General features: G+C 41.6%; 13 protein-coding genes. All 13 read right to left on the minus strand.

Features of this window, described 5'->3' with window-relative positions:
* Window positions 1-137: 137 nt before the first annotated feature.
* The 13 genes from GO620_RS02450 to GO620_RS02510 all read right to left on the minus strand — a co-directional run bounded on the left by GO620_RS02450 (window position 138) and on the right by GO620_RS02510 (window position 13,410).
* Window positions 138-1,340 carry a head maturation protease, ClpP-related gene (locus GO620_RS02450; RefSeq protein ID WP_157522406.1) on the minus strand — a complete coding sequence of 401 codons (1,203 nt, stop codon included), beginning with the start codon at window positions 1,338-1,340 and terminating at the stop codon, window positions 138-140.
* Between the two features lie 180 nt (window positions 1,341-1,520).
* Window positions 1,521-1,796 carry a hypothetical protein gene (locus tag GO620_RS02455; RefSeq protein WP_157522403.1) on the minus strand — a complete coding sequence of 92 codons (276 nt, stop codon included), beginning with the start codon at window positions 1,794-1,796 and terminating at the stop codon, window positions 1,521-1,523.
* Window positions 1,797-1,852: 56 nt separating this feature from the next.
* Window positions 1,853-4,060: a hypothetical protein gene (locus GO620_RS02460; RefSeq protein ID WP_157522400.1), complete on the minus strand. Its 2,208-nt coding sequence runs from the start codon at window positions 4,058-4,060 to the stop codon at window positions 1,853-1,855.
* Complete coding sequence (locus GO620_RS02465; protein WP_157522397.1) at window positions 4,057-4,389, minus strand: hypothetical protein; 333 nt, start codon at window positions 4,387-4,389, stop codon at window positions 4,057-4,059. The genes GO620_RS02460 and GO620_RS02465 overlap by 4 nt, the downstream gene beginning before the upstream one ends.
* A 63-nt stretch (window positions 4,390-4,452) precedes the next feature.
* On the minus strand, window positions 4,453-5,013 hold the full coding sequence (locus tag GO620_RS02470) for a hypothetical protein (protein WP_157522394.1): 561 nt from the start codon (window positions 5,011-5,013) through the stop codon (window positions 4,453-4,455).
* A gap of 68 nt (window positions 5,014-5,081) precedes the next feature.
* The gene (locus GO620_RS02475; RefSeq protein ID WP_157522391.1) at window positions 5,082-5,576 is read right to left on the minus strand and encodes a hypothetical protein; all 495 of its coding nucleotides are present in this window, start codon (window positions 5,574-5,576) and stop codon (window positions 5,082-5,084) included.
* 199 nt (window positions 5,577-5,775) lie between these two features.
* Window positions 5,776-7,761 carry a hypothetical protein gene (locus GO620_RS02480; RefSeq protein WP_157522388.1) on the minus strand — a complete coding sequence of 662 codons (1,986 nt, stop codon included), beginning with the start codon at window positions 7,759-7,761 and terminating at the stop codon, window positions 5,776-5,778.
* Between the two features lie 40 nt (window positions 7,762-7,801).
* Window positions 7,802-9,880: a hypothetical protein gene (locus GO620_RS02485; RefSeq protein ID WP_157522385.1), complete on the minus strand. Its 2,079-nt coding sequence runs from the start codon at window positions 9,878-9,880 to the stop codon at window positions 7,802-7,804.
* 50 nt (window positions 9,881-9,930) lie between these two features.
* Window positions 9,931-10,377 carry a hypothetical protein gene (locus GO620_RS02490; protein ID WP_157522382.1) on the minus strand — a complete coding sequence of 149 codons (447 nt, stop codon included), beginning with the start codon at window positions 10,375-10,377 and terminating at the stop codon, window positions 9,931-9,933.
* Between the two features lie 205 nt (window positions 10,378-10,582).
* Window positions 10,583-11,284, minus strand: a complete 702-nt coding sequence (locus GO620_RS02495) for a hypothetical protein (RefSeq protein ID WP_157522379.1) — start codon at window positions 11,282-11,284, stop codon at window positions 10,583-10,585.
* 5 nt (window positions 11,285-11,289) lie between these two features.
* Window positions 11,290-12,498 carry a PBSX family phage terminase large subunit gene (locus tag GO620_RS02500; RefSeq protein ID WP_157522376.1) on the minus strand — a complete coding sequence of 403 codons (1,209 nt, stop codon included), beginning with the start codon at window positions 12,496-12,498 and terminating at the stop codon, window positions 11,290-11,292.
* Complete coding sequence (locus GO620_RS02505; RefSeq protein ID WP_157522373.1) at window positions 12,498-12,977, minus strand: terminase small subunit; 480 nt, start codon at window positions 12,975-12,977, stop codon at window positions 12,498-12,500. The genes GO620_RS02500 and GO620_RS02505 overlap by 1 nt, the downstream gene beginning before the upstream one ends.
* Window positions 12,967-13,410, minus strand: a complete 444-nt coding sequence (locus GO620_RS02510; protein ID WP_157522370.1) for a hypothetical protein — start codon at window positions 13,408-13,410, stop codon at window positions 12,967-12,969. Before GO620_RS02510 ends, GO620_RS02505 begins: the two co-directional genes overlap by 11 nt.
* Window positions 13,411-13,424: the final 14 nt, after the last annotated feature.

Genomic DNA, 13,424 nt, shown 5'->3' on the forward strand with positions numbered 1-13,424 from the left:
TAGTGAATGGTGAATTAGTGCGTTGTGAGTAGTTCAGGTGTTTGATGATCTCACTGATTTTAAGTGATCTCACCGGTATTAATTGACGGACATTATTCTGCCAATTCTTAAATTCTGAAAATTTTGGTTCTGACAGTTTACCTCGCGTCTTTAACTGCTTTTTTTACAGCGTTTTGGGCAAGGGTGCTTTGTGGTGCAAAGAAAGGGGGCTCTTCAGTGTTCGCTTTGTTGCTCCGGCGCGATCCTTCAGGAGTGAAGGTAGACTTGATCTCATTCCTTACTTCGTCACGGGTTTGCTTCAAGCGAATATTCGCGGTTTCTAAAGCGGTGCGGGCTTCGACTAGTAATTGATTTTGAGCGTGAAGTTTCGCTTTAATAGCGGCAACCTGATTTTTTACGTCGCCGGCTTTAAGCTTCTTAAAAGCATCCTCCGGCATGGTATCATCTTCATCTTCCTCATCTTCGCCTGGCTGAGTTAATTTTTGCACTTTGCCCTGACTAACAATTAAATGCTTACCCTCTGATGTAGTGTAGCTGTCATCTGCTACAGGGGTTGTCATATCCTCATCGGCGTAAACCTCAGATGCCTCGTCCAATTCGCCGCTGTGGTGAAGGATGCCTTTATCAGTTACTGTTTGTTTGTTGATCACTTTCTTAAAAAAGTTCATCAGCTTGTCTAAAACCGAAGCCGTTTTTTCTATTAGGTCTTTGTTTTGAATGTTCATTTTAGGGTTTTGATTTTTACTTAAAAGTTTGTTGATGCAACGTTTGTATACAGGTGGGATGCCGGTTGTGTATGCCGTTATAATACTGCTATTTGTAACCGCGGGCTGATAATCTTCAATGCGGTCAATAAAACCAAGGTCTAGCGCTTGTTCTGCCGTCATCCAGGTTACAGAGTTTATGAAGCTATTAATTGTGGCCACATCGAGTTTCGTTTTGTCTTTATATATTTGTGCCAGGCGAGATTGAACAACATTAAGCATTTGAACATCTTTTAATAGCTCGTCTGCGTTGCCGCCAGATCCAATCATTGGCTTATGGATCATAAGCAAAGCATATTTGCTCATTACTATTTGATGCCCGCCCATGGCAACTATAGATGCCGCCGACGCAGCCAAAGCGTCGACATAAGTGGTTACTTTACCGGGATATTTCTTTAACATATCGTAGATCGCAATGGCGTCGAAAGCACTGCCGCCAACTGAACTTATATGCACGTCGATATCAGTACCTGCTGCCTGCTCTAATTGAGAGCGGATAAAAGCTGACGACAACTCGCCCGAGCCAATACAATCTGTTTCGGTATCATACAGATATATTTTAAAGGTTTGATTCATTTTAGTTGAACTATTTGTTTTGATGATTAGCCGACAGGCTGTTGGTTTCGAACAGTCGTCAGGTTTGACTGAACCATTTCCCTTTTGGGAACACTACAAATATCGGGGTGTATTTTGATAGTTTTCGTGAAGGTGTTTTGTCAGTACCGTCATAATGATTAGAATGCCAATCGGCATAATTTAGTACTCAAAATCTTCCAATTCTGTAGGATTGAGTAAGTCTTCGGCTTCATTAAAACATTGCAATGCACGCCAAATGGTCCGCTTGTCTTTATTAAATTTAAACTCGGCTTCCAATACGGCTTTGTTTTTGGAAAGACCCCGGGTTTGCATTTGTGCATGTATCCACAAATAGATTTCGCGGTAAGAGAAGATCTTTTCTGTAATGAAGCCGGATTGGTAAAGTTCAGAAAATACGCCGTCGTCAAACAGGGCGTTTGCTAAGTTGATATTCATATTTTATAAATTAAAGAATTCAAAAACTAATCGAGAAGGACCATATTCCAGTTTGGCTATAGGTTAACCCTGTTAACTGTTTGCGCAAGGATGTTTTGCTGATTGTTAACGTCTTTCACGTCGACATAGATAGGGGGGAAATTATTGATCATCTGGTAGGCCAAAGTATTGGCCAGATCGCGGTGATCTTGTATCGGTTGATTGTAATAACGGTTGGCATTACCACCATCAGTAAATATACCACCAATTGCATAACCGCGGCCTGGGTTGGGTATCGAAAAATCGCGCCCGCCGTGCGCCACATTTATGGCGCTTACCAGGTTGCGTGCCCAGGGGTTGCGCATAGCTTCAGAAACTACCACAGCTTCGCCGCTGCGTAAGTAGGCGTTGGTGTTATCTGTACGGCTATACCCAGGTAAGATTGCGCCCCGGCCGTCTGAAATGTATTGCCCGCCTTGGGCAAATCCGGGCTTTTGCTTAATAATTGCGGCTAAGTTAGATGCGCCTGCTGCAGCTACTACCACAGTTTCTGCTATGGCTTTAGCCGTGCCAATAATTGGAATGCCTGCACTTGCTGCCCATATACCCATAATGGCACTTTTGGTATCAATGATCACTTGCGCGGCGGCCGCTGCCTGGTGAGCTTTAAAAGCTGCTCTGGCAGCAACGGTATTTTTGCCAAAAATGGCAGTTACGGCTCCGGCAACAGAACCCAGGGCCTGAACGTATTTACGTTGGGTGGTAACCTCGTCTTCCTGTTTCTTTTTATTGAGGTCTTTAATGCTGTTGGTATGGTCTTGCTGCAGCTTTAGTGCTTTTTGCTTGTACTCTTGCTCTATTTTGTAAGTAGAGTCGCCGCGTAGTTTGGCAGCTTCTATATCCTGGTCGTATTCGAGTTTTAGAAGCGCTTTCTTATCATTAAGTTCTTTATCAAAGTCGGGCGCTTTCTTGTTGGTCTTGGAGTCATCGTTAATTATCTCGCCTTCTAAAAAGTCTTTTTTATCCTTTAGGTCGAAAGTGTTTTGAAGCGCTGCTTTATCTTGAAGGTATTTTTTATCAACCGCAAGCTTTTTATCAGCTGCTTCTGTCTTGATCTGCAATGCCTTTGCCGATTGGGCATTCAGATCATCAAGCTCTTTCTGAGATAATTTTCCCTCGTTTTCTTTTTTTAAATTTTCTGCATCAAATATCACTTTAGTTGCAGCACTTTCTGTGTCTGATATTATTTTTAGCTTTTGAACCCTCTCATCGTCCAGTTGCTTAAAAGCTTGCGCTTTAGCCGTTTTAACACCTTCAGTACTTATACTTTCTAGCTGCTGCTGGTAAGTGGTCAATTTGTCCAGGTCTTCTTTTGCAAATTTAGCATGGATGCTTTTAAATGTAGCAATACGCTCTTTTTCAATTTGATCTAAGGTTTTAGAATTGCCGCTATGCTGATTTTTCAGGTTGTCAAAATGCTGTTTAGCCGCTTCTACCTCTTTGGCATAGCCATCTAACTGCAACAGGGCCATCCGCTGGATAGATTCTTGTTGTACTTGACGCTCTCCGTCAGCCTTTGACAATTCATTTTTGCCAGTAAAGCTTGATTTAACTTGACCTTGATGCAAGTCTTTTCCTGCACTCAAAATCACAGTTCCAAAATTTTTAAATTTCTCGTTTATGTCTTTACCCAGTAACGAGTTTTGTTTGTTAAGGAGGATAGTATCGGACTTTAAGTCGGCAATAATTTTTTGACTTTTTTTGATTTTCTCTATTTGGGCGTCAATTTTTTGACTTTCGCTCAATGCTGATTCTTCACCAAACGGAATACTCGCGTAAGTATTGAATAAGTCATCCATTGTTTTTTTTTCAGCCTGAAGTTTTGCAAGGTTTTTGGTTTCCTCTATAATTTTTTGATCATTATCAGATGCTCGATTTACGTTGGTCGTAATATTCTTTTTATGTTCCTGAGCTTCAGAAACCGCTTCCAGTTGCTTTTTTAAATTTTTATAAGCCTCGGCCGCCTTGCCGGCAACTATCGCCTCATTACTCATCCCTTTAAATGAATCAGGAAACTGCTTTCTTAACAAGTCTGCAGCTTCGAGGTTCCGCTTTCTGGAAAGTGTTAAGTTTTGCGTTGCATTGTATACAGCCGTGATGCTGGTTATTTCTGTTTGCGCCGCCTTTTTTCCGTTAAGTTGACTTTGTATAAGGGCATTTGTAACGATCTGGTTATCCTTCAAAGCCTTCGTAAAAGCACTTAAAGTAGTCTGTCCTTTTATCAAATCAGCAATCCAATCCAATAGTTGACCCCATAAGTTATGAGTAACGTTGTGCCAACAGATATCGCGGTATTCCACGAGAGCATCCCCGACGCTAACTGTGAAAGCACGCTAGCAGGTTTACCACCCTGGCTTGCTAATTCTTTATTTTGCTTATTTAAGTTCATCATAGACGTGACTACATCCGGAAGAACTTTTGCAATACCGGTCAATCCGGATTGCATACCGCTTGTAAAATCGGGTATTGCTTTATTTATTTCATTGAGGGATTTTTTTAAGTCGTCCACACCCGACGTCATAGAGCTTAGCTGCTTTGAAAGATCATCTGCCATAATATGAATATAATGCCAAATGGCATATTTTATATGATTTTAAAATTCTTGTTTTGACTTTAATTAAATGGTGGTGTCTGATGGAACGATGTAATAATGGCCTTTTTCCAAAATATAGCCATCAGGTATTTCCGATTCCCCTTCAATAGTTTCTAAAAAAGGACCGTGGTTCAGTTTTATATTAAAAAAATTGCGGTAATGGCTTATTTCATTAACCTTTATATCCAATTTTTCGGTTCCTAAATAAATACCAATTGCGCTACCTCGATGTTTTCTTAAGCTATCGCAATTAATAATTAAATTCGACACCACGAGGTAAGGTTTATTTGAAGTATTCAAATATTTATCCATCAGAGACTTTTTCGACAACTCTAAATTCATTGTGTCAATGTCAGAATTTGTTATAGGTCTTATGAGTTGAAGTAAATAATATGTCTTGTTACCAGTATCGGCTAATATTTTGTTAGATAAGTAAATTTTCATACCTCGTTTGAGGTTTTCAACGTTTTCTATTTTCTTAGAATTTGTATATCTGCAGCCAAATAAATATATAACTGTTAATAGTATTAAGCCAAAAGTGCTGATAAATTTTGTGGCAGCATTTAAAGCAATATTTACACGCATGTTACTAAATTTATTGGTAAATATAATAAGCCTTTTTAATAATACAAGCTATGAAAGATGCTTGCAAGTTAATTTTTTGTTACTGCAGAATAAGGGACGTAATAAAACTGAGTGTCAACTTCATATCCTTTTGGGATTTCTGAACTAAACAAGCTATCAACTTGTGTGAATCTTTTATCAGCCTTAAACGCGTAAAAGCCCCCCGGAATAAATTTATCACGGAATTTTCCATATAATACCGCACTCTTTTCGTAAGAGCCAATACAACGTGTCTTATATTTGCGTAAGCTATCAAGGCTTACACCGTATGGTATTAACCCGGCTAATTCACGATCATTTCCATCCCGTGATTTAAACTTAGCGAAAAATGGTATGACTATTCCGGAGTCTGGCTTAGAGTAAATTTGCTGCGAGATATATAACTTGTCGTTTTTGCTGAAATGGTCTGCTTTAAAAATATGATAGTGTATAGTTATCAATCGCCAATTAAAGTAGACTACACTTACTATGGCTATGACAAGCATTACACCAATTGTTTTAGTTAAATGTGTTTTCTTGAACATTTTTCTAGTTTTAATAGTAAATATTTAAGTAATGTGAATTTAAGGTCAGGAATGCCATACATAAGCCTTTATGTTGGTTTCAAGGGTCTAGTTCAGCGGTTGTTAAAACTATAAAAGCCGTTACAAATACTCAAATTACTTTTGTCATATGCTAATTTTATTGGTAATAATAATAGATAAAATTCAAAAGTCAAAATTTCTATCCCAATTTAATTAATTCAACTTTTGTTGGTTTCCCTTTTTGCCAGGCATCGATCTTGTTGATATAAAAGTAAGCACCGTCTTGCCGGAGGTAAACCGGAATTAATAAATCCAGCTGCGCAATATCAAGTGGTGTGAGCAGGAATAACCGCACCACTTTTTTGCTTTGTTTTAATATCCGCTCTAATTCAGAATAATAACGTTGCCGCAAATTTTCAAATTTTAAACTATCCGGACGGTCTTCACGATGAAAGTAGGGTACTGCTACTACGTCATTGTTTAGCGTCCGGGTGTTTGGGCCGTCAGTAAATGATATGTTTTGCGCGTTAATAGTTTCCAATACTAAAATTCGCGGCTGGGTGCTAATATTGAAATCTGTATTCTCGTTACTGCTTTGATCTACTTTGTTAATCACCGCAATAGTGCCATTTATCCACGGGCGGTTTTGCGTTGGAGCGAACTGACTTTCAAAAAGATCTGTAGTTGCAGGGAGCGTAGTGTCAGCTACTTTAATTACACTGTCCGCAAATCCCGTGGGCAACACGCTATCATCTGCTTTATATTTCATGTTGTTGGCCTGGGCATAACCGCCTAACTGAAAGCTAATGGTCTTGCCCTGATCAATGCATTTCTCTGTCCAGTCATAAGCATTTGGTATATTATTCACAATATCGCGGAATGACGCGAAGGTTACCGTGCGGTTGGTATTATCTGTTTGGCAGATAATGCCAAATCTTTGCAAGGTATCTTTTAACAAGTCTTTCTGACCTATATCCGGGAAGATACGTTCGCATTGTATGGTGTGACCAAAAAGTACATCGCCTTGTTTATTGGTTACTGTGAATGTTGCACCGGGTGAAATTATACCTAATACGTTACCATCCAACAATGTATAGCCGCAAATTACTGTTTGACCTTTCTTAAAAGTAACATCTGCCGAAAGCTTTTGATGCAAATAATTTTTAGGTACAAATTTAGGCTGGTCTGTATCATGCGCATTGTAAACCACGTGGTTAAGCATATCGGTTGCCGGGTCGTAAAACTGGATGAATACATTCATCCCCTTGGTTTTTTTACCGCTTAGCTGTACGCCAATACTATAAGCGAACTCGACCGTTGCTACCATATCGATAGGCGCTTCGAACGCGAATGATGACGTGTTGAACGAATGCGACGGATCATCGTCTACCGCCTGGAAGGCAATGGTATTTTCATGGCCGCTGTTAGATGTTTGATATGCGCACGTTTGCGGCGCTGTACTATGCACAGCTATAGAATAAACGTTGCGCTGATTTTGAATATTCGAACCATGCGCGAAGCTGTCATTTGCGAATTGGACTATCAGTTTTTGATAAAGAGGATCAGACAGTAGCGAACCCTGCGCTTTGTAACCTGCATTACCTACAATAATATCAATGGCTGTCTTTAAAAAGAATCCCGGGCGAAGGTAACGTACATCAACAGGCTGTGTGGTATCTGTATCTACTTTACCATAATCAACAACAGGCCATATCCAGCCCTTTGTTTTTCGTTGCGAATTAACAACGTTGTCTAACGTCCAATCATGATTGTAACTTTTAAAAGGCAGTTGCGCACCGGTTGTAGTGGTGCTATCGCCCATGTCATAAATTTTTGCGTCTATGGCATCAAAGAAATCTACGTTCCCCGATAAGATGGTCATGTTAGCAGCATCTTGCTCAATGCTGTTTAATTCGGCAGTACCGTAAGGAACGGTTTCGATACCATCTTGAATGATGCGAGCTTGATATTGCTTGTAAGGTGCGTCTGTGCAAATAGCTACTTTATCGGCAAAGCCGAGTATTATGCGGTTGCGTTGGGTAAGCGGCAGTTTAAACTGATTAGAGGTGTTGCCCTGCTGATTCCTTACTTCTGCCAGGTTATTTATTTGGAAGGTGAGCGCGATGGGGCTATCGTCGGCAAGGTCTACCAATTCCTGATTGATGTATAATTGAAGGTTGTGCATTATCTTTTAGTTGATGGACCATGGTTAATGGTCAATAACATTACTGGCTTTGTATATTCTTAGATGGCAGGTTAAAGGTTACGCTAAATGCATATTGGCCATAGCGTGTCTCATATTCCACAAATGTGGCGGTATTAAGTACTACGGTTTGCCATTTTACAGGCGACTTGCTGGTCAATATTTGAACCTTCGGCGAATATTTAATAGACTGCAAACCTTTTATATCTGCTATGGAAAGATCTTCGGCCATGACCTTCATCTTCTCGCCGGCGCTTTTGCTAATTACTTCTTCTATGCCTTGCTGGGCCTCCCAATCGGCAACAAAGTTTTTTATGATAACAGCATTTTGCACGTCGAGCGTTACTTCCTGGTTGTAAACAAAGCGATAGTAATTCCAGGAACCGGTAAGGCCAATCCAGCGCAGGTAAACAGAGCGGTCATCAACAGCGTTATCAATTTGCAGAGTTTGCGTTTGGGTAACGGCATGACTCCCTGCACTATCTGTGTATTTGAGTACGATAGTCATGAAAGCAGCCTGCGGTACAAGTGTCGGATTTATAAGCAACCTATTAAGGCCCAATTCATCGGGCGCGATGCTTACCGGCGAAGTTACCGCCGTGCCATTCGCTATAATAAATCGCGAACTGTTTGCTTGTAATAAATAGCTGTTATTATTTGTCAGTAAATACCCTGTAGAACTGCCAGTATTTAAAGGCTGGCGGTTAATATCCAACAATGTTAACTCGAAATAGGGATTTAAGCCCAGGAGGTATTCACTGTATATAAAACTAAGATCGAACGGATAGCCGGCGCTGTAGGCAGGTTCGGTAAAATCTGTTACCCAAGCTGCTAAATCATTTGGATTACTTACCGATTGAAAAGGTACAAACGCTGCCATGTTACCGCTATACTTTTGCCCTAATTGACGGGCGGTATAAGTAATGAAATATGGATGGTCAATGATTACCCATTCAGATTTGTGTTCCGTACCCGCAGCATCTGTCCAACATTCGCGGTAACTGATGTTGTAGCTGGCACTTAGGTTGCTATCCCTGTAGCTTATGGCGTTATAAGTGCAGTCATCTTTCGCAACAAGCAAACTTTGCAGAAAACTGGACAAGTCAGCCTGCACTTTCCCGGTTTTGTCTGGCCTGTTTTGCGATACAATGGTATTTGCGCGGCCGCTTAATCTATCCTGATACGTAACCGTAGTTTCGATCTTATAGTAACCAAAAATGCTGTTGACATTTACAAACCCCAATGTTTGCGTTGAGGATTGGTAGGGAATGTCGACCAGTAGAGCATTCGTCTGCGCTGAGATAACACTATATACACCATCATAAATGCCGGCATTGATGTAGATTTGCTCTTTGGGCTGTACGCTGCCTACATAACCGTTTATGGTAAACAAGGTGCCCCCTTGGTTGGCGTAGTCAGTAATGGCGGTTATTTCCAGGTCACGGCGCTGATAAGAAAAAACGATGGGATTGAAGACAGCATTCCATCTGGACACATTGCCATTACCCAAGTTTACAGATGGGTCGCTAATCAACAGGTTACGGGTTGCGTCTAGTGTAAAATTGTAACTGGCACCGCAGCCATTGGCATCTGTGATCCACGCGGTGTAACCGCCGGCAATTAAGCCTGTAAAAGTTGCGGATGTTTGAAAGTGCTGGTTATCCAGGCTGTACATAATGGGTCCGTAGCTGGAAAAAGCGTTCACCGTAATTTGCCCGTCTGCAGCCCCGGGCGCTGATTCCTTTTTGTTTACAGCAACTGAATCGATATGCGCGTCGCACGTAAGCGGTAGCGGATTTGCAGCCGGTGCACCAACGTTTGTTACAGTGAAATAATGATAGTCTGCTATCTGTCCGCTTTGGGTACGGGTAATCACCCCGCTGTAGATGCGCAGGTTCATACCCGGAACGTTATAAAGGTCAGAAGTTGCCGGAGTTGACATAAAATCCGACCGTACTGTTACCGTAGCATTGTTCCCATTCGCAGGGTTGCCGTTTTCATCAATGATCTCGATAAATACGTCAGCGATATTATAAGTGCTTCCGGAATCATCAGTATGCGATCGCTGGTTGGTATATGTAATTTTGGCTTGTATGCTCATTTTTGATAGTTCATGGTTAATACATAGAGGTTTACCGCAACTGAAAAAACCTAGTACACCTCGAAGTACATGGTATTCAGCGTAAGTGTAAGGCCTACGCCGGTAGTGTTTACATCGTACTTGTTGTACACCGGGACGCACCTAGCCTTCTCGCCGTGTTTGATCTTAAAATACCGGCCCTCACCTTCGCGGTAAGTGGTAGCCTTAACCAAAAACTCATTTGCCATGCGTAATGCCTGGTTTACATATATTTCATTATCAGCCGTGTATTGGTCAAATTCTGTCTGATACAAGAATTCGAGGTAAAGGGTGAAAGTGTTATCAACCGACCCGTTATTACAGGGATTGACTACGATATTCTGCAGCGGATGCATAAACACGCATGGGAAAGTTTGATCGTCTGCCAGAAGGTTAAGCTCTTTTTGCGTTCCGTAAAGAAAAGCCGGTTCTGCCGTTAGGCTTCGCGTTATAGTTTCTATTTGGTTTCTAATGGGCATTTTATTAGTTAATTAGTTATTAGGTGTATTTTAAGATCTGATGTTGGAAAACCGGTGTTCGCTGGTCATCATTTGGTGTTGAGTTCCATGTACCGTTTTTGATATTCTGCCTCCGTTTTGTTAAGCAAAAGTTTGGTGAACACCACATTATAAGGCAGGTTTAATATCTGATGCCATTTGGTAACATCGCCGCCGGCAAGAGAATTTACTGTGTTAACATACCCGAACTTTTGAAACTGCTTAATGCCAGCCTTTTCTTCCAAAGCAGTTGCACCCGATGCCAGCAACTTATTTTCGGTTTCGATAAGTTTGGATAGTTCAAAAAAAAATATTTGGCAATCGGCAGCGCATCAGTAAACGGCAACCTCTTTACAACTTTAATAAATTCTTCAGCTCTGTACTCGTTGTATTCTCGTCTTGTAACCTTTGAATAAAAATAGTGAGCCAGTATCATTGCACACGCCGAAAGCGAGGGGTTAAAACTATTCTTCCAATCTTCTTCGCCATGCATTTCAACGTGCTTATTTATTTCCTCAGTGATCAAGTCGCGTGCAGCCATAAAAGCTCCTGCAGGCTCTATCGCCAGGTTAGTGATCACCGCGATATCTTTTGGGCTCCCATCAACATCAAAGCAAACTGTTTTGGGCAGGCTGTCGCTATCGTAAGCCGCACGGATCTGCTCGGATAGTTTAGCGATGTGGACGCTAAAATGATGCAGGTCTGCAAAATCTTTGATAAGCCTGATCTGGGATAATGGCGTTCCTGATAGAATGCTGATGGCATCCAGGTCGTTCATTTGCGTCGTCGACTGTAATGCGATCAGTTGCCCAAGGCTTATTTCCCGGATAGTTTCAGGAATGCTGACCTGTAATTTGCCGCCGGTGGTTTTAAATGTTTTTGTGATCATTTTTATTAGAAGAAGTTTTGAATGTAATGTGGTAGCGATGCTTGTTGCCTTGGCAGCATGGACCTTGTTTTGCCGGTGCTGCTAATGGTAAGTTTGTTTAGTGCTACATATCGCAGCGGGTCTATCAGGTGATTGAAAGTGTCTATGGGTTCATTGAGCGCCCTGCCATTCATATCAATTTTCCATTGGTAGCGCATAAGTTCTTTACGCAGGTTAGTGCTGCTGCGGGTGATGTTTAACTTATAGCGTTTCAGCACGTCTATGGAATTTTTAATACTGTCGGCGCCCTTTTTCGCGGCCGCTATATTCCAGCCTAACCGCCGCAATTCTTCTATCGACTTAGGTTCCGCGCTGTCAGCAATTATGAGTGCTGCCTTGCTCATTCCCAATTGCATAAAACGCTTTGATACGTCCTGGTTAGTTAACCCGGTCTCATAGAACAGTTCATCTATCCACAATTCGCCATCCTGTTTATACACAGCTACCAGGCCTGTCTCGTCATTGGTGAAACCAAAATCCAGACCATAGGCGATAAGCTTTGCATCTGACGGAATTGAATCGCACATCTCCCAATCGGGAAAAATCAGGCCTGTAAGTTTACCGGTAAGGCCGCGGGCGTATACCTTCCAAAGTTGTTCGTCATGCTGTTTAAGGCTTTCTATCTTTTGGCGCATCTGCTCATCTAAAAATGGATTATGCCGATGATCCGAAATGATCAATTGTACGCCCTGTTTGCCTTTAAGCTGCTCATGTACCCAAAACGCCGAATTAGGATTATAATCGATAAATACGCGTTTGGACGTGCGTAAGGCAAGTTCAGTGTAAATTGGCCAGTTAATTCCATTAGCCTCATTTACAAATAAATAATCCCGCTTGCCCGACTTTGCATCTTGCGCATCGCCATAACTTTTAAACTCTAAAATAGAGCCATTTTGAAACTCGAATATCCTGTCGGTCTTGTTATAATTCTTGATGTGCCCCTGCAACTGGCTTGAGCCGCTAACAATGTTTAGTGCATCGCGTAAAGCACCTGCCTTAAGATTTGGTATATCCTGCCCGGCTACGGTAAGTACCAATTTAGGCTGCTCTGCAGCCAGGCAAAACAAAACTTGTAAAATAGCATACGTTTTCCCGGAAGATGTACCGCCCTGGTTAACCACCACCTGTGCCTCTGACTTGTAGTTTCGCTCAAATAAAACCCCTGCTTTAAACATTATAAGATCACCTCACTTTCTGTCTCTGCAGGCTGCATGCCCGTTGCTATCAACTCTATAATGACATTGCCATCAGGGGTTAATACGGAAACAGGTTTATCTGCCCAGCCCATAGTTTTAAGGGCGAAAATTGCACCTGAGGAGGAGGATCCGTGCAGTTTTTTTTCATACTCCGCCTCTATACGAAGTCTCGCGCGTTTTAAGCGGTTTTTAAATCTCCCTTGCTCTTCATACTTGTCAAATTCGTCACGACTGGCAAACCCAAGATACCATGCAAGCCCGGTTAGGGTAGGAGGTTCGGGTTCGCGCAGCCATCGCTTCTCTTCAACTGTCTCGGCTGTATTTTTTTTGCCCGGCATTTCTACGATCTCAAATTCACCTTCTACGTATTTAAAGTATCCGTTTATGCATTCCTGTAACGACCTGCCTGAATGAAAGGCGTAAATTTTGCCATTTATGTTGTATATGCTATTTGGCATAATCTAGTCCCGAAAATAAGTCTGTTTCTATCAGTTGGGTTAGTAGTTTTTTAAGCAAGGATTCGCGCGCCCATTGCTGTTCAATAAAGGTTGCATCGTTATTATACCATGCAATAGCTTCGTTTATGAGCACATTGGTTTTGTAGAGGAACTTTTTATGCGGATGCATCAAAACCGTTTCATAGCTGTTTAATCTTTCGGCGTTGATCACCTTAGCGAATTGCTTTAAGGAAATTTGCAATTGCAGGCATTCGTCCAGCGAATTTTTAAAATCTTGCTTGTCCTCCAGCCACACCGTAAGCACCTCTTCATCAATCTCGTGATCGGCAATGGTGATGCGACTGTAATTAAAGTCGACAGAGACAACCAGCCACCAAAGCTCGTTCCTCAGTTTTTTTGGAATTTTTACCAGGTAGTCCATATTATGTTTCATTAGTTCGTTAGTTA

It is taken from the genome of Mucilaginibacter ginkgonis, from assembly GCF_009754905.2.
GTDB lineage: Bacteria > Bacteroidota > Bacteroidia > Sphingobacteriales > Sphingobacteriaceae > Mucilaginibacter > Mucilaginibacter ginkgonis.